General features: G+C 72.4%; 18 protein-coding genes. 9 read left to right on the forward strand and 9 right to left on the reverse strand.

What is annotated here, in order from left to right; translation table 11 throughout:
• The first annotated feature begins 23 nt into the window (after positions 1-23).
• Positions 24-1,505: a ribosome biogenesis GTPase Der gene (der, locus tag NW895_RS12640; RefSeq protein WP_289935561.1), complete on the forward strand. Its 1,482-nt coding sequence runs from the start codon at positions 24-26 to the stop codon at positions 1,503-1,505.
• Between the two features lie 74 nt (positions 1,506-1,579).
• Here der and NW895_RS12645 read toward each other — a convergent pair whose 3' ends face one another.
• Both NW895_RS12645 and NW895_RS12650 read right to left on the reverse strand, forming a co-directional pair.
• Entirely contained in the window at positions 1,580-1,882 is a 303-nt protein-coding gene (locus NW895_RS12645) for a hypothetical protein (RefSeq protein ID WP_289935563.1), read from the reverse strand.
• 64 nt (positions 1,883-1,946) lie between these two features.
• Positions 1,947-2,729 (reverse strand): hypothetical protein, encoded by a 783-nt coding sequence (locus NW895_RS12650; protein ID WP_289936006.1) that lies wholly within the window; start codon positions 2,727-2,729, stop codon positions 1,947-1,949.
• 548 nt (positions 2,730-3,277) lie between these two features.
• Between NW895_RS12650 and NW895_RS12655 the strand changes: the two genes are divergently transcribed.
• On the forward strand, positions 3,278-3,925 hold the full coding sequence (locus NW895_RS12655) for a transglycosylase family protein (protein WP_289935564.1): 648 nt from the start codon (positions 3,278-3,280) through the stop codon (positions 3,923-3,925).
• 80 nt (positions 3,926-4,005) lie between these two features.
• Here the strand turns inward: NW895_RS12655 and NW895_RS12660 are convergent, their stop codons facing one another.
• Genes NW895_RS12660 through NW895_RS12670 form a run of 3 tightly spaced genes read right to left on the reverse strand, consistent with a single transcriptional unit; the run spans position 4,006 to position 8,170 of the window.
• The gene (locus NW895_RS12660; protein WP_289935565.1) at positions 4,006-4,650 is read right to left on the reverse strand and encodes an ATP-binding cassette domain-containing protein; all 645 of its coding nucleotides are present in this window, start codon (positions 4,648-4,650) and stop codon (positions 4,006-4,008) included.
• Positions 4,647-7,694, reverse strand: coding sequence for an ATP-binding cassette domain-containing protein (locus tag NW895_RS12665; RefSeq protein ID WP_289935566.1), 3,048 nt, complete (start codon positions 7,692-7,694; stop codon positions 4,647-4,649). Before NW895_RS12665 ends, NW895_RS12660 begins: the two co-directional genes overlap by 4 nt.
• Complete coding sequence (locus tag NW895_RS12670) at positions 7,694-8,170, reverse strand: hypothetical protein (protein WP_289935567.1); 477 nt, start codon at positions 8,168-8,170, stop codon at positions 7,694-7,696. Before NW895_RS12670 ends, NW895_RS12665 begins: the two co-directional genes overlap by 1 nt.
• 145 nt (positions 8,171-8,315) lie before the next feature.
• Here NW895_RS12670 and NW895_RS12675 point away from each other — a divergent pair, with 145 nt between their 5' ends.
• From NW895_RS12675 to NW895_RS12690, 4 genes are all read left to right on the forward strand, one after another.
• Positions 8,316-8,888, forward strand: coding sequence for a hypothetical protein (locus tag NW895_RS12675; RefSeq protein ID WP_289935568.1), 573 nt, complete (start codon positions 8,316-8,318; stop codon positions 8,886-8,888).
• The gene (locus NW895_RS12680; protein WP_289935569.1) at positions 8,857-10,155 is read left to right on the forward strand and encodes an ABC transporter substrate-binding protein; all 1,299 of its coding nucleotides are present in this window, start codon (positions 8,857-8,859) and stop codon (positions 10,153-10,155) included. The genes NW895_RS12675 and NW895_RS12680 overlap by 32 nt, the downstream gene beginning before the upstream one ends.
• Positions 10,156-10,253: 98 nt before the next feature.
• A complete protein-coding gene (locus NW895_RS12685; RefSeq protein WP_289935570.1) occupies positions 10,254-11,051 on the forward strand; it encodes a hypothetical protein in 798 nt (265 codons plus the stop codon).
• A 45-nt stretch (positions 11,052-11,096) separates the two neighbouring features.
• Positions 11,097-12,134: a YafY family protein gene (locus tag NW895_RS12690; protein WP_289935571.1), complete on the forward strand. Its 1,038-nt coding sequence runs from the start codon at positions 11,097-11,099 to the stop codon at positions 12,132-12,134.
• On the opposite strand, the gene ctaD is transcribed toward NW895_RS12690, so the two are convergent.
• Positions 12,016-13,707: a cytochrome c oxidase subunit I gene (gene ctaD / locus NW895_RS12695; protein ID WP_289935572.1), complete on the reverse strand. Its 1,692-nt coding sequence runs from the start codon at positions 13,705-13,707 to the stop codon at positions 12,016-12,018. The genes NW895_RS12690 and ctaD overlap by 119 nt on opposite strands.
• 429 nt (positions 13,708-14,136) lie before the next feature.
• On the opposite strand from ctaD, the gene NW895_RS12700 reads away from it, so the two are divergent.
• The gene (locus NW895_RS12700) at positions 14,137-14,352 is read left to right on the forward strand and encodes an I78 family peptidase inhibitor (RefSeq protein ID WP_289935573.1); all 216 of its coding nucleotides are present in this window, start codon (positions 14,137-14,139) and stop codon (positions 14,350-14,352) included.
• A 122-nt stretch (positions 14,353-14,474) separates the two neighbouring features.
• Here the strand turns inward: NW895_RS12700 and NW895_RS12705 are convergent, their stop codons facing one another.
• Complete coding sequence (locus tag NW895_RS12705) at positions 14,475-15,494, reverse strand: phosphatase PAP2 family protein (protein ID WP_289935574.1); 1,020 nt, start codon at positions 15,492-15,494, stop codon at positions 14,475-14,477.
• Between the two features lie 238 nt (positions 15,495-15,732).
• Positions 15,733-16,923, reverse strand: coding sequence for a mannosyltransferase family protein (locus NW895_RS12710; RefSeq protein WP_289935575.1), 1,191 nt, complete (start codon positions 16,921-16,923; stop codon positions 15,733-15,735).
• Between the two features lie 260 nt (positions 16,924-17,183).
• On the opposite strand from NW895_RS12710, the gene NW895_RS12715 reads away from it, so the two are divergent.
• Positions 17,184-18,791: an MFS transporter gene (locus NW895_RS12715; RefSeq protein WP_289935576.1), complete on the forward strand. Its 1,608-nt coding sequence runs from the start codon at positions 17,184-17,186 to the stop codon at positions 18,789-18,791.
• 88 nt (positions 18,792-18,879) lie between these two features.
• On the forward strand, positions 18,880-20,070 hold the full coding sequence (locus tag NW895_RS12720; RefSeq protein ID WP_289935577.1) for an acyl-CoA dehydrogenase family protein: 1,191 nt from the start codon (positions 18,880-18,882) through the stop codon (positions 20,068-20,070).
• A 37-nt stretch (positions 20,071-20,107) separates the two neighbouring features.
• On the opposite strand, the gene NW895_RS12725 is transcribed toward NW895_RS12720, so the two are convergent.
• Positions 20,108-20,545, reverse strand: coding sequence for a cell division protein SepF (locus NW895_RS12725; protein ID WP_289935578.1), 438 nt, complete (start codon positions 20,543-20,545; stop codon positions 20,108-20,110).
• Positions 20,546-20,609 lie beyond the last annotated feature (64 nt).

Consider the following 20,609-nt stretch of genomic DNA (forward strand, 5'->3'; position numbering starts at 1 on the left):
ACGATGAACGAGGTACGGACTTCATGAACGACCACATCCACTCCGAGGGCTCGGGCGAGGAGCACGACCACGGAGCGCTTGGCGACGCCGAGTACGCGGAGTTCATGGAGCTCGCCGCGGAAGAGGGCTTCGATCTGGAGGAGGTCGAGGGCGCGATCGAGGCGGCCGGGCACGGCCCGCTGCCCGTGCTCGCCGTCGTCGGCCGCCCCAATGTCGGCAAGTCGACTCTGGTGAACCGCATCATCGGCCGCCGCGAGGCGGTCGTCGAGGACAAGCCCGGCGTCACCCGCGACCGCGTCACGTACGAGGCCGAGTGGTCGGGCCGCCGCTTCAAGGTCGTCGACACCGGCGGCTGGGAGCAGGACGTCCTCGGCATCGACGCCTCCGTCGCCGCGCAGGCCGAGTACGCCATCGAGGCCGCCGACGCCGTCGTCTTCGTCGTCGACGCCAAGGTGGGCGCGACCGACACCGACGAGGCGGTCGTCCGCCTGCTGCGCAAGGCAGGCAAGCCCGTCGTGCTGTGCGCCAACAAGGTGGACGGCCCGAGCGGCGAGGCCGACGCCGCGTACCTGTGGTCGCTGGGTCTCGGCGAGCCCTACCCGGTTTCGGCCCTGCACGGCCGCGGCACCGGCGACATGCTCGACCAGGTGCTGGAAGCGCTGCCGGAGGCGCCGCGCGAGACCTTCGGCGGAGCCGGCATCGGCGGCCCGCGCCGCGTCGCCCTGATCGGCCGCCCGAACGTCGGCAAGTCCTCGCTGCTGAACAAGGTGGCCGGTGAGGAGCGCGTCGTCGTCAACGAACTCGCGGGCACCACCCGCGACCCGGTCGACGAGCTGATCGAACTCGGCGGCAAGACCTGGAAGTTCGTCGACACCGCCGGCATCCGCAAGCGCGTCCACCTCCAGCAGGGCGCCGACTACTACGCCTCGCTGCGCACCGCGGCCGCCGTCGAGAAGGCCGAGGTCGCCGTCGTCCTGATCGACGCAGCCGAGTCCATCTCGGTGCAGGACCAGCGGATCGTCACCATGGCCGTCGAGGCGGGCCGCGCGCTGGTCCTCGCCTTCAACAAGTGGGACACCCTCGACGAGGAGCGCCGCTACTACCTGGAGCGGGAGATCGAGACGGAGCTCGGCCAGGTGTCGTGGGCGCCGCGGGTCAACGTCTCGGCGCGCACCGGCCGCCACATGGAGAAGCTGGTACCGGCGATCGAGACGGCCCTCGCCGGCTGGGAGACCCGGGTGCCGACGGGCCGGCTGAACGCCTTCCTCGGTGAGCTGGTCGCCGCGCACCCGCACCCGATCCGGGGCGGAAAGCAGCCGCGCATCCTGTTCGGCACGCAGGCGGGCACCAAGCCTCCGCGGTTCGTGCTCTTCGCCACCGGCTTCATCGAGGCCGGCTACCGGCGCTTCATCGAGCGCCGCCTGCGCGAGGAGTTCGGCTTCGAGGGGACGCCGGTCCACATCTCGGTGCGGGTGCGCGAGAAGCGCGGTGCGAAGAAGAAGTAACACGAAGTAACACCTGGACCACATGACGAAGGGCGGCCCCGACAGGGCCGCCCTTCGTCATGGTGCCGTCCCCTTCAGACGCCTCTGCGGGGGGCCGGCGGCAGTGCGGCCGGCACATGGTGCATCCCGGTGCCGTGCTGGCCGATGTGCCCGACGCGATGCCAGTGCGCCTTGCGCGGGATGTTCCCGAAGGCGGTGAACCCCAGCTCCTCCTCACCGCTGCGGTCACCGGGCAGCGCACGGAAGGACTTGACGTACTCGGCGTAGAGCGCGTCGTAGATCGGCGTGGCCGATGGGCCGCCCTGAGTATCCTGAGCCGCCCACGATGAGGGGATCGACTGGTAGGACTGGCGGCGGGGAACGTCGTAGGTGTGCACGTATGTGCAAACGACCCCGGCGTCGAAGGGATGCGGCTGGGCGACGCCGTAGGGGGCGCGGCGCTCAGGTGCCCGCGAGCGGCAGCGCGGCCCCGACCAACTGGCCGCTCGCCGCGGCCTTGTCCAGGGCGTCCCGCAGCAGGTCCTCCCGGGGCTGACGCCCGATCGAACCCACCGGCGCCGCGAACATCAGCACCTGCTGGTGCTTGTTGGCGGCGGCCCGCCACCCGTCGGTTACCTGGAGCGGCTGGTGCGCCTGCCACCACGCCACCGGCTGCGCGCCCACGGCGGCCGGCTGCAGCACCGCGTGCAGCCGGCCCATGGCGAGCAGCACGGACCAGCCGTGCAGCACCGGCGGTACGGCGGACAGCGCGGTCAGCGGCATGAAGCCCTGCTCGATGAGGAGCGGCAGGAAGTCGTCGCCGACACCGGTCGCACCGGGGCGCACGATGGGTCCGGTGGGCTCCACCACCAGGGCGGGGTGCAACTCGTCCGCGATCAGGACCAGTCCGCTGGTCACGCCGAGCACGGCCTGCTCGGGGACGACCTTCCCGGGCTCCAGGTCGACGCTGTCTCCGGTGATGGACTTCACGGCACCCTGGAGCTGCTCCTCGGTGACCTGGACGACCTGCGAGGGCAGGCAGCTGGCGTGGGCGAAGGCGAGGACGGCGGTCTCGTCCCCGATGAACAGGACGGTGCTGGTGCGCTCCTGCTCGGAGTCGCCCGGGGTGCGGCAGGACGTGCAGTCGTAACTGCCCGGGGCGGTCTCTCCGGCGAGCAGGCGGTCGGCTTCTTCGTCGCCGATCTCGGCGCGTACCTCGTCGCTGACGTCGAGCATGCGCGGCACGGGTGGCTCCCTCGGGATGCGGTACGTGGCGAGGCCGGGTGGCTCCCGGCCCGTGATCCGGGTGGGTCCCGGGCTCATGAAGAAGACAACGGGTGATCTGTGGTGGGGGTCACGCCCGACGGCGAACGGAATCGAACCATCCGACGCGCAGGGTCACCTGCGATGCGGAATCGACCACTCACCGTCAAGTGCGCTTGGACGCAAGGGCGTTGGACGAGTGAGGTGGGTCACAGATCGCCCAGGAAGGTGGTCGACAAATCACGAAATCAGCGAATGAAGTGGGTGGCCGAAAATTACTGATACCTGAGGTAACAGTCAACTGGCCTGGAGCGACATGGGGTTGGTTGCTCCAGGCCGTGGATGCTCCTTACATTCCTCGGCCGTGTGCAACGAGCACCGCTCGGGTACGTCCGCCGGCCGCACGCTTCGTCAGGTGTCGGCTCTCAGCACAGCCTCCGGCGGACGGGGGCGGAGCGCGACGACCGCGTCCTACGCGTGGGAAGCGCGCCTCGCCTTGGGGGATCCCGAGTCCTTCGAGAGGGACCTACATGTCTGAATGTGCCGATACCACTCGCGACAGCGCCCCCAAGAAACGTGCGACGAACCGTACGACAGCGGTCCTCGCCGGGGCGGCACTGCTCGCGCCCCTGGGACTGCTGGCCGCGACCGGCAACGCCGCGGCGGCGGACAGCGGAGTGTGGGACCGCATCGCCCAGTGCGAGAGCGGCGGCAACTGGCACATCAACACCGGCAACGGCTACTACGGCGGACTGCAGTTCTCCGCCTCCACCTGGCGCGCGTACGGCGGCACGGCCTACGCGCCGACCGCCGACCAGGCCTCCAAGGCGCAGCAGATCGCGGTCGCCACGAAGGTCCAGCGCGCCCAGGGGTGGGGCGCGTGGCCGACCTGTTCGGCGCGTGCCGGGGCGTCCGGCAGCGCGCCCGCAGCGTCCGCCTCCGGGCCGGACACGGTGAACACGGCCCCGTCCCAGGCCCCGTCCAAGGTGCCGGCGCGATCGACGGACCGCGCCGACCGGGGCTCGTCCCGCGGCGACTACACCGTCCGTGAGGGCGACTCGCTGAGCGGTATCGCCGCCCGGCACGGGATCACCTGGAAGAAGCTCTACGCCGCCAACAAGGACGTCATCGGCGGTGATCCCGACATGATCGTCCCCGGGCAGCGCCTCGACATCTGAGCCGTTCCCCCTCCGCCCGGGGCGCGGGGCCCCGCCCGGCCCATGCCGGGTGGGGCCCTCGGCGTCGCTGAGCGCGGCAGTCAGCCGCGGGCCCGCAACTCGCCCGCCTCGCCGCTGAACACCACCGTGCCGCGGCTCAGTTCGTACACGAGGGCCGGTGGGCGGTGCAGGGCGGGCGGCAGCCGCTGCTCGGCGATCACCACACATGCGTCGAGTGAGCCGAGCAGCTCGTACGTGCGGGCCGCGACCGTGGGCGACATGCCCTGGGCGGGCTCGTCGACCAGCACCACGCGCGCGCGTGCCAGCAGTGCGCGGGACAGGGCGAGCATGCGCTGCTCGCCACCGGAGAGGGTGCCGGCGCGGCGCGCGAGCAGGGGGCGCAGCCGGGGGTAGGCGTCGAGGGCGAAGTCGTACCGCTGTGCGGCGAGTTCCAGGTTCTCGCGGACGGTGAGCGAGCCGAACACGGCCCGCCGCTCCGGTACCAGGCACAGCCCGCGCCGGGCCCGCTCGTACGCCGGTACGCGGGTCACGTCGGTGCCGTCCCACACCACCGCCCCGCCGGACAGCCGCACCGTCCCGGCCAGCGCGCGCAGGGCGGTGCTGCGGCCGGAGCCGTTGCGGCCCAGCAGGACCGTCAGACCGGGGCCCGGCGCGGCGAGGGTGATGCCGTGCAGTGCCTCCACAGGGCCGTACCGCACGCGCGCGTGCCGCAGGGAGATGGTCATCGGCCCACCGTTCCCAGGGAGCCGAGGACGCGGTCGGGCGGGCCCGAGGCGACGATCCGGCCGGCGGTCATCACATGCACGGCGTCGGCGAGGCCGGCGACCAGGTCGAGATCGTGCTCGACGACGAGCAGCGCCGTGCCGTCGGCGGCCAGCGCTCTGAGCACGCGGGCCAGCGCGGCCACCTCGGCGGTGTCGAGGCCGGCGGCGGGTTCGTCGAGCAGCAGCACGCGCGGACCGCCCGCGAGAGCCCGGGCCAGCTCCACGCGGCGCAGCGTCCCGGTGGGCAGCCCCGCGGCGGGCAGCGCCCGTACCGGCCCGTCCAGCCCCAGCAGCCGCAGCGCGCGCTCCACGGCGTGCGGATCCGCGACGCGGCCCTGCTCGGCGCCGACGCGGACGTTCTCGGCGACGGTCAGTGTCGGGAAGACGGCCAGCTGCTGAAAGGTCCGTGCGATACCGAGCCGGGTGCGCGCGTGGGCGGACAGCCGCGTGATGTTCTGCCCGCCGTAGGACACCTCTCCGCGCGCGGGGCGCAGCGTCCCGGCCAGGCAGTGGAAGAGGGTGCTCTTCCCGGCACCGTTGGGCCCGACGATCGCCGTGACCCGCCCCGCGGGCACGTCCAGGCCGACCCCGTCGAGGGCGGTGAAACCGCCGTAGCGGGCATGGAGGCGGTGGGCCCTGAGGATGGGGGAGGAGGGGGCACGCGGGCCGATCAAGGACGGGGTGGGGGAGGAAGGGGCGCGGGGACCGGCCGGGGCCGGGACGGGAGCGGCGACCGTGCGGTCGGGCGGGGCGGCTTCCGCGCGTCGGCTTCGCCGACCCGGTGGGGCGCCGCGCCGCCCGTCCGCCCGGGCCGGCCGCGCCGACCGCTGCGCGGCGCGATGTCCGGCCGGTGGGCCGCCGTGCGCCCGATTGCCCTCGCCGTCTGATTCCGCACGCGCGGTTCCGGCGTGTCCTTCCGTACGTGCGGCTCCGGTGTCCCCTTTCGTACGTGCGGCTCCGGTGTCGCCTCCGGTACGCGCCGCTCCGGCGTCCCCTCCAGCACGTGCCGTCCTGGCGTCCTCTTCCGAACGTGCCGTGCCAGTGGGTTCGTGGTCCGGGGGCCCGCCGCCCCGCTCATACCGGCCTGCCGAGCCGCCCCGCCCCACCGCCGTCGCCCCGGCCGGCGCCGGCCGACGCGCCTCCGGCCGTCCCGTCGGCCGTACACGTGCCCTCGCCCACGTCCCCACCGGTGTCAGCGTCACGCTCCGCCGCAGCCGCAGCCGGGTCACCGCCGCGAGCACGGCCTCGTACGGGCCCCCGGGAAGGCGTCCGGCCAGCACCGCCAGCATGCCGATCACCGCCGCCGCCACCCCGCCGCGCGTCCCGGCGTCGAGGCCGACCAGGAGGGCCGCGGCGGTCAGGGCGCCCAGGGTGCTGTCGGCGCCGAGGACGACGACCGCGGCGAACCACAGCAGGCCGCGGACGGGGTCGTACGCGGCGGGGTCGAAGGCGCGCAGGCCCATGCCGAGCATGCCGCCGCCGAGGGCGGCCAGCGCGGCGCCCGAGACGAACGCCAGGAGCTTGAGGGAGGGGACCTGGACGCCCGCCGCCTGCGCCCCCGGCTCGTGGTCCCGCATCGCCGCGAGGGCCCGGCCCGTGCGGCCCCGGCGCAGCGCGTGCACGGCCAGCAGGGCGCCCGCCAGGAGGAGCAGCTCCAGGACGTAGTAGGCGCGGTCCCCGGCGAAGCCGGCGGGGCGGCCGAGGGACAGGCCGGACGTGGCGTACGGCTGGGCGAAGACGAAGCGGCTCACACCGACACCGACCGCGAAGGTGGCCAGCGCCAGTGCCAGGCCCTGGCGACCGATCGCCGGCCAGCCGGTCAGCAGCCCGAGCGGGGCCACCAGGACGACCGCCACCGCGAGCGCCGCCAGCTCCGGCATCCGGGGCAGCCCCGGGAAGCGGCCCGCCGCCAGCAGCGCCGTGAACAGGGCGCCGAGACCGGCGTACGCCGCCTGCCCCAGCGAGATCTGGCCGCCGCGGCCGGTGACCACGACCAGGGACAGCAGCACCACGCCCAGCGCCGGGACCTGGACCGAGGTGTGCAGGTCCCGGCCCGCGAAGCCGAGCGGCAGCAGGAACAGCACGAAGGCCACGATCCAGACGCCCTGCGGCGTCGGCGCGCGCGCGGTGGCCGTGCGTGGCAGCGCGTCGCGCGTGCCCACCCCGGGCAGCACAAGGGCCGCGACCAGCAGCGCCACCACGAAGAGGTTGGCGCCCACCGCCTGCAGCAGCGGCTCGCCCCACCCGGTGGGGTGCAGCCGCGTCAGCTGGCTCTGCGCGACCCCGATGCCGAGGGCCGCGGCGACGGCGACCGGCAGGCTCCGCATCCGGGCGGCCACCGCGACCGCCACCACCTCCATCACCAGCAGCGGCAGCCCGTACGGGTCCAGCCGCACGTACGGCGCCAGCAGTACACCCGTCAGGCCCGCCGTGAACGCCCCGAACGCCCATCCCGCCGCTGCCACCCGGTCCGCGTCGATCCCGCCGAGCACCGCGAGCCTCCGGTCGTCCACCACGGCCCGCAGCTCCCGCCCGAACCGCGTCCACCGGATCACCGCCCCGACGCCGACGGCCAGTACGACCACCACCGCCAGCTGTCCCCACGGCTCGTCCGGCACCAGCTGCGGCGCGTCCTCCCGCGCCCCCTGCCCCCACAGCAGCGCCGCCCCGCCCACCAGCAGCACGAACACCCCGATGGACGCCACCAGCGTCTGCGCCGGGTCACCGCCCAGCACCGACAGGGGCCGGAAGACGAACCGTTCCAGCACCACCCCGATCCCCGGCGCCAGGACCAGCAGGGTCACCGTGGCCCCCGCCCACAGCGGCCAGCCCCACTCGACCACGCACTGCCGCAGCACGTACGCGCACACCATGGCCGTCGCGCCGTGCGCGAAGTTGAGCACGCCCGTCGCGCGGTACGTCACGACCAGGCCGATCCCGGTGAGCGCGGCGGCGCTGCCCACCGACAGACCGGCGAGGGTGAGGTCGTACGTCAGCGAGGACATCAGTCGGTTTCTTCTGCAGGCTCACAGATCGGGCAGGGGCCCAGCTCGCCGCTCGCCACCAGCTCGGGGTCCACGGGGACGGACTCCACCTTCCCGGCGACCAGCGGACAGTCCGCGCGGTGCCACAGCGTGCCGCCCGGCACCATCAGCATCTCCCCGCTGACCGCGACCGGCGAGGGGGCCGCCTGACCGGACGTGTCCGCGTCGGAGGGCTCGGCGGCCACCAGGAGGCCGTACAGCTCCTCCACGCGCGCGGCGGCCTGCGCACCCCGGCCGTGGGTGAGCAGCACCGCCCCCGCGATGATCAGCGCGGCGCCGGGGACCGTGCAGGACGCGAGGTAGGGCAGCTGCCGTTCGGCGTACCGCTCGCCGGAGACTCCGTACCAGCCGATGACGCACAGTACGGCCCCCGCGGCGAGCGCGGCCCATCCGGCCCACAGGACGGGATGCACGGTCCGCAGTCGGGCTGTCCGCATCACTGGCTCCCACACGTCGGGTGTCTGTGCACGTGCCTGTATGCCACTGTCCAAGTCTGCCGATGGCTTGCACTATGCCTCCTGGAAGCTGACCCTGAAAGCACCGGGCGCGCATGGCCCGGACCGACACCCGGTGGTGAGCCAGATGGTTCTCGGCAGCGACCTCAGGCGGGGGAACGCACGGAGGGAACGCGGCCCGAGGGCGGCAGGACGGGGAACGGCGCTGGCGGCCGCCCTGCTCCTGGCACTCGCTCCGGCCCTCGCGGCCTGCGGGGACGACGACGGCGGCGACGGCACCACACCCCCGACCCCGACCGTGGAGCGGACGACGAGCGCGCCGGCCACCGCGCCCGCGGACCGGGCGGCGGCGGAGACCGAGATCCGGCAGAACTGGGAGAAGTTCTTCGACCCCGCGACCTCCCTGCAGGACAAGCAGGACCTGCTGGAGAACGGCGACCGGATGGCCCCGGTGCTGCAGGCGTTCAGCGGTGACGAGCGCGGCGGGCAGGTCCGGGCGAAGGTCACCAAGGTCGAGTTCACCTCGGCGACCGGGGCGAACGTGACGTACACCCTGACCCTGAAGGGCGCCACCGCCCTGCCGAACGCCTCCGGAACGGCGGTCGAGCAGGACGGCGTCTGGAAGGTGTCCACCAAGACGCTGTGCGCACTGGTCCAGATGAGCGGCAATGGGTCGGCGTCGCCGATCCCGGGCTGCTGAGGCACTGGCCGCGGCGGCGCTGCTCGCGCTGAGCGCGGCCTGCGGCAGCCGCCTCCCGGAGCGTGACTTCGAGCGCGACGACCGGACGTCCGCGCCCACGCGTGGCACGGGCGAGCCGATCCGCGTCGGCATCATCACCAGCGCCACCAGCCCGGTCGGCGGCCACGCCTTCACCGGCCCGCGCGACGGCGCCAAGGCGTACTTCGACCGGCTCAACGAGCGCGGGGGCATCGACGGCCGCCGGGTCGAGGTGCGCCTGTGCGACGACGGCGGCAGCGGCGTGGGCAACAACGAGTGCGTGCACAAGCTGATCGACGAGGACCGGGTCGTCGCCCTGGTCGCCACCACGGCCCTCGACTACGCCGGTGCCCCCCGGGTCTCCCACGCGCGCGTGCCCGACATCGGCGGCCAGCCCATCGGCGCCGCCTACGACACCTATCCCCACCTGTACGGCATCTACGGCAGCCTCGCGCCCCGCGACGGCACCCCCGGCTGGGACGGCAAGCTGTACGGCGGCACCGAGGTCTACCGCTACTTCAAGCGCGAGCACGGGGCCCGCACGGCCGCCGTCGTCTCCTACAACCAGTCGGCGTCCGCCGCCTACGCCCGGCTCGTCGAGCGGGGACTGAAAGCCGAGGGCTACGAGGTCGTCACCGAGCAGGTCGACTTCGCGCTGCCCAACTTCCGCGCGGTCGCGGCCGACCTGAAGGAGCAGGGCGCCGACCTCGTCTTCGACGCCATCGACACCCACGGCAACGCCCGGCTGTGCGAGGCGATGGACGACGCCGGCGTCGATGTCCTCGCCAAGGTCACCAACGTGCAGAACTGGACGTCCACCGTCCCCAAGGACTACAAGGACTCCCCGCGCTGCCGCAACGCCCTGTGGACGACCGGATCCAGCCGCAACTTCCAGGACACCCGCAACAAGGCCGTACGGGAGTTCCGGAACGCCACCAGGGGGCTGACGACGCACTCCCAGTGGCAGCTGGAGGGCTGGGCGGCCGCCCGGTGGTTCACGGACGCGGCCCGGTCCTGCGCGCGCACGGGCATCACGCACGCGTGCGTCGACGACTTCATGAACCGCAGCGACGGCTACACCGCCGGCGGTCTGCTGCTCCCCGTCGACTTCGCGCGGCTGGCCGAACCGCCGAAGACCCGCAGGATCTGCCTGTCGGTCGCCCGCTGGGAGGACGACCGGGGCTGGGTCTCCCAGGGGTCCATGAACCGCACCTGTTTCAAGGTGCCGCTGCTGGCGTACGAGCCGTGACCGGCGCCCACACCGGCCGCGGGGGGCAACCACAGGGCCGGTTTCCCGGTCTAACCCGGCAACAGGAGCCGAGGCAGGAAAGGGAGGAACCGCACCGCATGACGTCGCCTGCCTCGCAGGCCGCACAGCTGCGCGCCGACTGCATCGCCGACTCCGCGGGCGGGCTGACCTTCGACGTCACCACGCACGGGGGCACCGGCGTGGCCCACCTGCTGCTGCGCCGCCGCGACACGCACCAGGAGGTCAGCCTGCCGCTCGCCCCTGCCGCCGTGGGCCGGCTGCGGGCCGCGCTGCCCAGCAGCGTCGCCCTGCCCGAGGGACGCTGGGACGCCTACGCGCGCGTGGCCGACGGCGAACCGCGCCGCCTGGCGCCCGGCGTCACCGACCTGCGCTCGCTGACCGCCCGCACACCCACCGGCTCCCGCGTCGCCGTCCGCATCCCCTACGCCACCCGGCAGGGCAACCTCAGCGTCCGCAGCTGGCTGCGCGCCCCGCACGCCGAGGCGGACGAGCTCCGCCTGGAGGACGCCGAGCTGACCGTACGAGGGCGGGTCTACGGCATCCGGCTCGGCCCCGACGCCTGTGCCGAACTGCGGGAACGGCACGGCTCGCGCCCCGTCCGCCGGACCGGTGTCGCCGTCGGCCAGGCGGAGTTCCGCCTCACCGTGCCCTACGGCGCCCTGCGTCCGGGCGTGTGGGATCTGTGGCTGCGGCCCGTGGGGGAGGCGGGGCCGCGGGTGCGGATCGCGCGGCTGCTCGACGACGTCGCCGACAAGCAGCCCGTGCTCATCTGTCCACGCGTGCGCGTGCGGACGCCCGACGGGCCCGTGGAGGCCGCGCCGTACTACACGCGGGACAACGACCTGTCCCTGTCCGTCACCGCGGTGACACCCTGACACTTGAGGACAGTACTTGTCCGCGACGGCTGGCAGACTCGGACCATGCTCGAGACCTCGGCACGACTGCTGCGCCTGCTCTCCCTGCTCCAGGCCCACCGCGAGTGGTCCGGCACCGAGCTGGCCGAACGCCTCGGCGTCTCCCCGCGCACCGTGCGCCGGGACGTGGACCGGCTGCGCGAGCTCGGTTACCCCGTCAACGCCAGCCCCGGCACGGGCGGCGGCTACCAGCTGGGCGCGGGTGCCGAGCTGCCGCCGCTGCTGCTGGACGACGACGAGGCCGTCGCCGTCGCCGTCGGCCTGCGCACGGCGGCCTGGCAGGGCATCGAGGGCATCGGCGAAACCTCCGTACGGGCCCTCGCCAAGCTGGAGCAGGTGCTGCCGAACCGGCTGCGCCGCCGGGTGAGCGCCCTCAACGCCTTCACCGTGCCGATGCTGCGCGTCGCCCAGCCCTCCGCCGTCGACCCGGCCGTCCTCACCGAGCTCGCCCACCTCTGCCGGGACGCCGAGCGGCTCCGCTTCGAGTACCGCGGTCACGACGGCGCGACCACGCGCCGCACCGTGGAACCGCACCGCCTGGTGTGCTCCGAGCGCCGCTGGTACCTGGTCGCCTGGGACCTCGACCGGGAGGACTGGCGCACCTTCCGCGTGGACCGCGTCACGCCGAAGCCCCCGCACGGCCCGCGCTTCGTCCCGCGTGAGCCGCCCGCCGAGGACCTGGCCGCGTATGTCTCCCAGGGCGTCTCCACACGGGCGTACGCCACGCACGGCCTGGTCCGGCTGTTCGTGCCCGTGGAGGTGGCCGCCAAGCGGATCTCACCCTCCGTCGGGGTCCTGGAGGCCGAAGGCCCGGACAGCTGCCTGCTGCGCACCGGCGCCGCGAGCCTCGACGTGATGGTGATCCACGTGATGATGATGGGTTTCGCGTTCGAGGTGCTGGAGCCGGACGGGCTGACCGAGGTGATCAGGAGGGCTCGCGACCTGCTTGATGACGCTTTGGCTCGGGCTGAGGGGTCTCGGCCGCGTACTCGGGATGGTGCAGGTCGAACGCCGGCGACTCGGAGCGGATCCGGGGCAGGGTGAGGAAGTTGTGCCGGGGCGGCGGGCACGAGGTCGCCCACTCCAGGGAGCGCCCGAAGCCCCAGGGGTCGTCGACGCCGACCTTCTCGCCGTACTTGGTGGTCTTCCAGACGTTGTGGAGGAACGGCAGCGTCGACAGGCCGAGCAGGAACGAGCCGATGGTCGAGACCGTGTTCAGCGTCGTGAAGCCGTCCGCGGCGAGATAGTCCGCGTACCGGCGCGGCATGCCCTCGGCGCCCAGCCAGTGCTGCACCAGGAACGTGGTGTGGAAACCGGTGAACAGCGTCCAGAACTGGATCTTGCCGAGCCGCTCGTCGAGCATCTTCCCGGTGAACTTCGGCCACCAGAAGAAGAAACCGGCGAAGATCGCGAACACGACGGTGCCGAAGACGACGTAGTGGAAGTGCGCCACGACGAAGTACGAGTCGGTGACATGGAAGTCCATCGGCGGCGAGGCCAGGATCACCCCGGTCAGTCCCCCGAGCAGGAACGTCACCAGGAAGCCCACCGCCCACAGCATCGGCGTCTCGAAGGACAGCGAGCCCCTGATCATGGTGCCGGTCCAGTTGAAGAACTTCACGCCCGTCGGCACCGCGATCAGGAAGCTCATGAAGGAGAAGTACGGCAGCAGCACCGCACCCGTGGCGAACATGTGGTGCGCCCACACGACCACCGACAGACCGGTGATCGTCATCGTCGCGCCGACCAGCGTCAGGTAGCCGAACATCGGCTTGCGGCTGAAGACCGGAATGATCTCGGTGATGATCCCGAAGAACGGCAGCGCGATGATGTACACCTCGGGATGCCCGAAGAACCAGAACAGGTGCTGCCACAGGATCGCCCCGCCGTTGGTCGCGTCGAAGATGTGCGAGCCGAACCGCCGGTCCGACTCCAGGCACAGCAGCGCCGCCGCGAGCACCGGGAACGCCATCAGGATCAGGACCGACGTGAACAGCGTGTTCCAGGTGAAGATCGGCATCCGGAACATCGTCATGCCGGGGGCGCGCATCCCGATGATCGTGGTGAGGAAGTTGACCGCGCCGAGGATCGTGCCGAAGCCGGACAGCGCCAGGCCCATGATCCACAGGTCGGGTCCGACGCCGGGCGAGTGCTCCTGGCTGTTCAGCGGCGCGTAGGCGAACCACCCGAAGGCGGCCGGCCCCGACGGCACCACGAGCGAGCCGAGCACGATCAGCCCGCCGAACAGGAACAGCCAGTAGGACAGCATGTTCAGCCGCGGGAAGGCCACGTCGGGCGCGCCGATCTGCAGCGGCATCAGCTCGTTGGCGAAGCCCGCGAAGGTCGGCGTCGCGAACAGCAGCAGCATGATCGTGCCGTGCAGCGTGAACAACTGGTTGAACTGCTGGTTGTCGACGAGCTGCAGCCCGGGCCGGGCCAGCTCGGCGCGCATCACCAGCGCCATCGCACCCGCGGCCAGGAAGAACCCGAACGACGTGATCAGGTAGAGATGGCCGATCTTCTTGTGGTCGGTGGTGGTCAGCCAGTCGACGATCAGCCGGCCGCGCTGCCTGGTCCCCGCGGGTCTCGCCGTCGCCGGTACGGTCTGCGTCCCCATCGCTCGCTCGCCCCTTCGCTCATCGCGTTCCGGGCCCGCCGAAGCCCGCGCGCCACGCGTGGCCGCGAGCTCACGCCATGAGGCGCGCGCCGCCCGCGCTCCGACCGGGGGCATATGGGGGATGTGTGCCGGAACCGTGTATTTCCTGTGCTGTGTCGGCTCCCGCCGCTCCGCGCCGGGACGGAATGGAATGGAGTCCTGGGGCACTTCTTCCGGCACTTTCCGACGGGTTATTGGAAGAGCTGCCACGACACGCGGAAATTTCCCTCGAATGCCTGCGGAAGCCCCGCGGAACCGCTCGTCCGTGTGACGTACTCGGACCGAAACGCGTGTCGTGATCCTGTGACAGAAGTGTGACGCGAGAGGCATGCGGGAACGCGGTTGCTGCCTGGACTTCCCCGGTTGCCGGACAGGGCATAGCGTGGCCGCATGGCATCCATTCCGACACCTCCAGGCGAACCCCAGGACAGTCCGGACACCTATGTCGGCCTCGAATCCGGCGCGGCGGAACGGCGTGCGCGCGAGCGGGGATGGTCGACGGTGCGGGCGCTGCCGCCGGGGGCGATCATCACCATGGAGTACCGCGTGGGCCGGCTGAACTTCGAGGTGAAGGACGGCCGCGTGGCGCGCGCCTGGAAGGGCTGACACACAGGTCTGCTCCGCAGGGCCGGCAGACGGCGACGGCCCCGGCTCCCGTGCGGGAACCGGGGCCGTCGGCCTGCGGGGATGGGGTGTGCGTACCGGCCCCGCGCCGTCGGACGGGCGCTTCAGCCGCCTGTCAGGGGGCGGGCCGCCGGTGCCGTGCCGCGCGGCAGGCGGTCCGGGTGCGGCGGGCGGCGGCTGCCGGCCGGAGTGACCGGCGTGCGCTCCGAGCGGACCGCGTGCGGGTGGCCCTGGGCCAGGTGGACGGGCGCCCGGGAGCAGACCATGGAGACCGGCTCGTGCGCCGCGACGCCGTCCCGGTCGGCGGGCAGCGGCGTGAGCACCACGGGCGCGGCGAGCGGGGCCGGCACCGGTACCGCACCGCCCTGGCGGTCGCGCCAGCGGTCGCGCAGGTCGAGGATCCAGGTCTCGGCGCGGGTGATCAGCGGCTCGAACCACGGCAGGGCGAGCAGGATCAGCAGGCCCGCCACCCAGCCGAGGAGCACGTCGCTCAGCCAGTGCGTACCGAGGTAGACGGTGGACATGCCGACGCCGAGCGAGGTCACCGCGGACACGGCGGACAGCCAGCGCCGCGCCCTCGGGGTGGAGGCCAGATAGGCCAGGATTCCCCAGGTCACCACGGCGTTGGCGGTGTGGCCGCTGGGAAATATATCGCCGCCCAGGCCCATCTCGTTCGAGCCGATCACGGTCGCGTAGTGCGGGCCGAGGCGGCCCATGCCGTACTTCGCGGCACCGACGGTGATGTTCAGCAGCAGCAGCGAGACGCCGAGTGCGAGCAGCGGCCGCAGCGTGTGCTGCCGCCAGGAGCGCCAGCCCAGCCAGGCGGCGACCATCACGGCGGTGGGGCCGCGCTGGCCCAGCACGACGTAGTAGTCGACGAACGCGTGGATCTGGGACCACTGCTGGTACGGCCGGAAGAACATGACCTGCCAGTCGAGCCGGACCAGCCACGAGGTGATGACCACGGCCCACACGATCGCCAGATAGAAGGCCAGGGTCGAGACGAGCAGCACGACCCTGTGCCGGCTCATCTTCGGCACATCGATGTGGGCCGGCCGTTCCGGCTCACGGTCCAGCCTCGCGAACACCCGGTCCAGCCGGGTGAGGTTCGGTTCGGTACGCACCCAATCGACGTTACAGCGAGTGAGGTCTGAACTCCGTCGAATCAGCGGCTTTGTGATGACGATGTGATGTGGGATTCCTCTCAGGCGGAGGATTATTTCCAGCGAATCCGCAATACATGCGGGCTGCGACCTTCAATTCTTTTGATCATAGCGGGTGGGGGTTTTATTGCACTTTTGAATTCGTTCACCGAATCCTGGTTCGGAATTCTCCGGTCGCTCACTCACCGTGCCCGCCAGGTCAGGGCGGACCGGAGCCGTTCAGCCAGAACGCCCCGTAGACGGCCGAGGCCACCGCGACACCCCCGGCCACCAGCGCCGACCTGGAGGTACGCAGCCGGGCCAGCGCCAGGGCGAGGGGCAGCAGCAGGGGGAAGGCGGGCAGCAGCAGGCGCGGCTTGGAGCCGAAGTAGCTCGACGCGCACAGGGCGAGCGCGGTGACGACGCCCGCGTACACCAGCAGCGGGAGCGGCTGGCGCTGCCGTACGCAGACGACGTACAGCCAGACCACCAGGCCGACCCCGGCGATCAGCCCGAGCCCCGCCAGGGCCGACGGGAACGACGTGAACTTCTCGGCGACGAAGCGGGCGAAGGCGTAGCCGCCGTCGAAGCCGTTGCGCCAGCCGGCCTGGACGTCGAGGTAGCCGAGCGGGCCCTTGCCGGTGTGGTGGCCGACCCACAGGACGTACCCGGCGGCGCCGAGCGGCGCGAGCAGCATGCCGAGAGCGACAGTGACCCCGCCGCGCGCCCCCGCCGGGGTGTCCCCGCTTCGTGCGAGTGCCCCGGTGCCCGCGCTCCGCAGGAACGCCGCGATCCCGGCCGCCCACACCGCCGCCACCACCGCGAGCCCCACCGGACGGGTCAGCCCCGCGAGCAGGGCCAGACCGCCCGCCGTCACCCAGCGGCCGGTCAGGACCGCGTACAGCGACCATGCGGCGAGCGCCGTGAACAGCGACTCGCTGTAGGCCATCGACTGCACGATCCCGACGGGCAGCACCGCCCACAGCAGCACCGCGCACACCCCCGCCCGGCGCCCGTACACATGGTCCGCCACCGCGAAGATCCCCCAGGCCGCGGCGAGCGAGGCGAGCAGGCTGACGACGAAACCCGCGTCGGCGTACGACAGCGGCGTCATCGTCGCGCCCAGCCGCTCCAGCCAGGGCAGCAGCGGGAAGAAGGCGAGGTTGGAGTGCACGTCGCCGTTCGGCAGGCGCACCTCGTAGCCGTAGCCCAGCTCGGCCACCCTGACGTACCAGAGCGCGTCCCAGCGGGCCGTCAGCAGCGTGTACGCGCTCTTGCCGCGCGCGGCGCTCCACACGGCCAGGACGACGAGGCCCAGGGCACGTACGGCCGCGTAGCCGAGGAGCGCCGGGGCGGCCCGGCGCAGGGCCCCGGGGCGGGCCGGTGTCGCGCGCGTCGCAAGATCGGTCACCCGCCCGATTATCCGCACGCCCCGCAACCGCCCGGCCCGCCGGGGCGTGGCTGCCGGGGAAGAGAGTGGTGTACGCCACACCGGTTCGGCCGGAAGTGTGAGAGGTCCGCCACGTGACCTCGGCGCGGACTCGCGTACGCTGACGTGTCACTCGCTTGTCGTAGCGCGGACCGGAGACCCCGCTCCTCTCCGGTCGAGTCGCGGGGAGTCCCCGCCCCGTGAGCCCGCCGAACGCGAGGGAGCATCTGGGAGGTACGTACATGTCCGGGACGACCACGGCTGCCGTCGGGCTGCGCCGTCGGGCGGCCGGGGCCGGTGCCAACCGCTGGGTGGTTCTGGTCGTCCTCTGCGTCAGTCTGCTGCTCGTCGCCGTCGACGCCACCGTGCTGCACGTGGCGGTCCCCGCCGTCACCGAGGACCTCAGGCCCGGCGGCATAGAACTGCTCTGGATCGTCGACGCCTACCCCCTCGTCTGCGCCTCGCTGCTGATCCTCTTCGGCACGCTCGGCGACCGCGTCGGCCGCAGACGGGTTCTGCTCCTCGGATACGCCCTCTTCGGTGTCGCCTCCGGCATGGCGGCCCTCGCGGACAACGCACAGGTCCTGATCGTCGCCCGGGCGCTGCTCGGCGTCGGCGGGGCGATGATCATGCCGGCGACCCTGTCGATCCTGCGGCAGGTCTTCCCGGACCGGCGCGAGCGGGCGCTCGCGATCGGCATCTGGAGCGCGGTGGCCGCCGTGGGCGCGGCGGTGGGACCGCTGCTGGGCGGGTTCCTGCTGGAGCACTTCTGGTGGGGGTCGGTCTTCCTCGTCAACATCCCGCTGATGCTGGTCAGCCTGCCGGTGGGCCGTCTGCTGCTGCCCGAGTCCAAGGGCGACGGCAACGGCCCCTGGGACGTGATCGGCGCGCTGATGGCGGCGGCCGGGCTGTTCGGCGCGGTCCTCGGCGTGAAGCGGCTCGGCGGCGGCGAGCCGGTGGGCAGCCTCTTCACCGTGGTGCCGCTGGTGGCGGGCACCGCCCTGCTGGTCGCCTTCGTACGACGGCAGCGGCGCCGCACGCATCCCCTGGTGGACCTGCGGATGTTCGCCCGCCCGGCGTTCAGCACGTCCGTGGGGTGCATCGTGCTGGCGATGCTCGCGCTGGTGGGCCTGGAACTGATCGCGGCGCAGTACCTGCAGCTGGTGCTGGGGCTGTCGCCGCTGCAGACCGGGCTGCGACTGCTGCCGCTGACCTTCGCGGCGATGGCGGCGGGGCTGGCCGGGGCGCGGATGCTGCGGCGGTTCGGGCCGCGGCGGATGGTGTGCTTCGGGTTCTGTCTGACGGCGGCCGCGGTGGTGCTGCTGACGGCGCTGGGCCGGGCGGACAACTGCGGGCTGATGGTGTCCGGGTTCGTGCTGCTCGGCTTCGGCCTGGAGACGACGCTCTTCGGGGCGTACGAGTCGATGCTGAGCGAGGCGCCGCAGGAGCAGGCCGGCGGGGCCGCGGCGATCGGCGAGACGTCGTACCAGCTGGGGGCCGGTATCGGGATCGCGCTGCTCGGCAGCGTGATGAACGCGGCCTACACCCCCGGCCTCGCGGGCGTGCCCGGCGTGCCCGCCTCGGCGTCGGCCGCCGCCGGGCACTCCCTCGGGGAGGCCTACGAGGTGGCCGCCCAGCTCGGCGGACCGGCCGGGGCAGCCCTGCGCCACGCCGCCCGGGACTCCTTCGTGTACGGACTGCACGTGACCCTGCTGGTGAGTGCGGCGCTGTTGCTGCTGGGTGCCGTGATGGCGCTGCGGCTGCCGCGCACCATGCAGTGCGAGGTGCCGTCGGCGGAGGCCGAGATCCCGGCGCAGCGGGAAGTCACCCAGTCCCGCGTCTCGGCCTGACGCCCCGGGGTGGACGCGGGGGACACCGTTACGTAACGTCGGCTCCAGAGCCGTAACTAGCGGTGCTAGTTTTCAGGGAGGGTGTCCCATGTCCGCGTCCTCGAAGCTGCCCCCGTTCGACCCCGCCGACCCCCTCGGCATCGACGACCTGCTGGAGCCGGAGGACCTGGCGATCCGGGACACCGTGCGGGCCTGGGCGGCGGACCGGGTGCTGCCGTACGTCGCCGAGTGGTACGAGCAGGGGGAGCTTCCCGGTATCCGCGAGCTGGCCCGGGAACTCGGCGGTATCGGGGCGCTCGGAATGTCGCTCACCGGATACGGATGCGCCGGAGCGAGCGCCGTGCAGTACGGGCTCGCCTGTCTGGAGCTGGAGGCCGCCGACTCCGGGATCCGGTCCCTGGTCTCCGTACAGGGCTCCCTCGCCATGTACGCCATCCACCGGTTCGGGTCCGAGGAGCAGAAGCAGACGTGGCTGCCGCGCATGGCCGCCGGTGAGGTCATCGGGTGCTTCGGACTGACCGAGCCCGACCACGGCTCCGACCCCGCCTCGATGCGCACCTACGCCAAGCGGGACGGCGGCGACTGGGTGCTGAGCGGGCGCAAGATGTGGATCACCAACGGTTCCGTGGCGGGTGTCGCCGTCGTGTGGGCGCAGACCGACGAGGGGATCCGCGGGTTCGTCGTGCCGGCCGGCAGCGCCGGGTTCTCCGCGCCGGAGATCCGGCACAAGTGGTCGCTGCGCGCCTCCGTCACCAGTGAACTCGTCCTCGACGACGTACGGCTGCCCGCCGATGCCGTGCTGCCGGAGGTGACCGGCCTGCGCGGGCCGCTCAGCTGTCTGTCCCACGCCCGCTACGGGATCGTCTGGGGTGCGATGGGCGCGGCGCGCAGCTGCTTCGAGACCGCCGTGGAGTACGCGAAGTCGCGGGAGCAGTTCGGGCGGCCCATCGGAGGCTTCCAGCTCACGCAGGCCAAGCTCGCCGACATGGCGGTCGAACTGCACAAGGGAATTCTGCTCGCCCATCACCTCGGGCGGCGCATGGACGCCGGCCGCCTGCGTCCCGAGCAGGTCAGCTTCGGCAAACTCAACAACGTCCGTGAGGCCATCGACATCTGCCGTACGGCCCGGACCATTCTCGGTGCCAACGGGATCTCGCTCGAATATCCCGTGATGCGGCACGCGACCAATCTCGAATCGGTGCTCACCTACGAAGGCACCGTCGAGATGCACCAGCTCGTGCTGGGCAAGGCGCTCACCGGAATCGACGCGTTCCGGTAGAACCCGCGGGGAGCGGGGGCCGGTGAGCGGCCCTGCCTCAGCTCTGGTTGTAGAAGCCGTCCGTCCGGTGCGCCGCCGGCTCCCCGCTGACGACCTCCGTGTCGGCCGGGCTCAGCAGGAACACACGGGTGGAGACCCGTTCGATCGAACCGCGCAGACCGAAGATCAGCCCGGCCGCGAAGTCCACCACGCGCTTGGCGTCGGCGGCGTCCATGGCCGTGAGGTTCATGATGACCGGGACCCCCTCACGGAACATCTCCCCGATGGCACGCGCGTCCCGGAAGCTGTCCGGGGTGACCGTGCCGATGCGACGGCCCTTCTCCTCGGCGACGTCCGAGGCCACCTTGACCCGAGGGTCGGTGACCCAGGCATCCCCGGGCTCGGTCCCGTCGGAGTAGTCGTCGTCGTAGTAACGCTCGTCTTCGTTGTCGTCGACGAGGCCAAGCCAGGCACTCGCCTTGCGTACCGATCCCATGGACGCCTCCTCTCACAGCGGTCTTTCGTGCTTTCCGCATCCCTATGGTCATCCATGATGCGGA

This window comes from Streptomyces sp. S.PNR 29 (genome assembly GCF_030386795.1).
GTDB lineage: Bacteria > Actinomycetota > Actinomycetes > Streptomycetales > Streptomycetaceae > Streptomyces.

What these genes read in the sequence shown, in the direction of transcription:
- NW895_RS12700 (WP_289935573.1), top strand. Translation starts at nt 14,137, where the DNA reads ATGGCATCCATTCCGACACCTCCAGGCGAACCCCAGGACAGTCCGGAC.
- NW895_RS12680 (WP_289935569.1), top strand. Translation starts at nt 8,857, where the DNA reads ATGGGTCGGCGTCGCCGATCCCGGGCTGCTGAGGCACTGGCCGCGGCG.
- ctaD (WP_289935572.1), bottom strand. Translation starts at nt 13,707, where the DNA reads ATGGGGACGCAGACCGTACCGGCGACGGCGAGACCCGCGGGGACCAGG.
- NW895_RS12685 (WP_289935570.1), top strand. Translation starts at nt 10,254, where the DNA reads ATGACGTCGCCTGCCTCGCAGGCCGCACAGCTGCGCGCCGACTGCATC.
- NW895_RS12670 (WP_289935567.1), bottom strand. Translation starts at nt 8,170, where the DNA reads ATGCGGACAGCCCGACTGCGGACCGTGCATCCCGTCCTGTGGGCCGGA.
- NW895_RS12660 (WP_289935565.1), bottom strand. Translation starts at nt 4,650, where the DNA reads ATGACCATCTCCCTGCGGCACGCGCGCGTGCGGTACGGCCCTGTGGAG.
- NW895_RS12690 (WP_289935571.1), top strand. Translation starts at nt 11,097, where the DNA reads ATGCTCGAGACCTCGGCACGACTGCTGCGCCTGCTCTCCCTGCTCCAG.
- NW895_RS12675 (WP_289935568.1), top strand. Translation starts at nt 8,316, where the DNA reads ATGGTTCTCGGCAGCGACCTCAGGCGGGGGAACGCACGGAGGGAACGC.
- NW895_RS12665 (WP_289935566.1), bottom strand. Translation starts at nt 7,694, where the DNA reads ATGTCCTCGCTGACGTACGACCTCACCCTCGCCGGTCTGTCGGTGGGC.
- der (WP_289935561.1), top strand. Translation starts at nt 24, where the DNA reads ATGAACGACCACATCCACTCCGAGGGCTCGGGCGAGGAGCACGACCAC.
- NW895_RS12655 (WP_289935564.1), top strand. Translation starts at nt 3,278, where the DNA reads ATGTCTGAATGTGCCGATACCACTCGCGACAGCGCCCCCAAGAAACGT.
- NW895_RS12715 (WP_289935576.1), top strand. Translation starts at nt 17,184, where the DNA reads ATGTCCGGGACGACCACGGCTGCCGTCGGGCTGCGCCGTCGGGCGGCC.
- NW895_RS12725 (WP_289935578.1), bottom strand. Translation starts at nt 20,545, where the DNA reads ATGGGATCGGTACGCAAGGCGAGTGCCTGGCTTGGCCTCGTCGACGAC.
- NW895_RS12720 (WP_289935577.1), top strand. Translation starts at nt 18,880, where the DNA reads ATGTCCGCGTCCTCGAAGCTGCCCCCGTTCGACCCCGCCGACCCCCTC.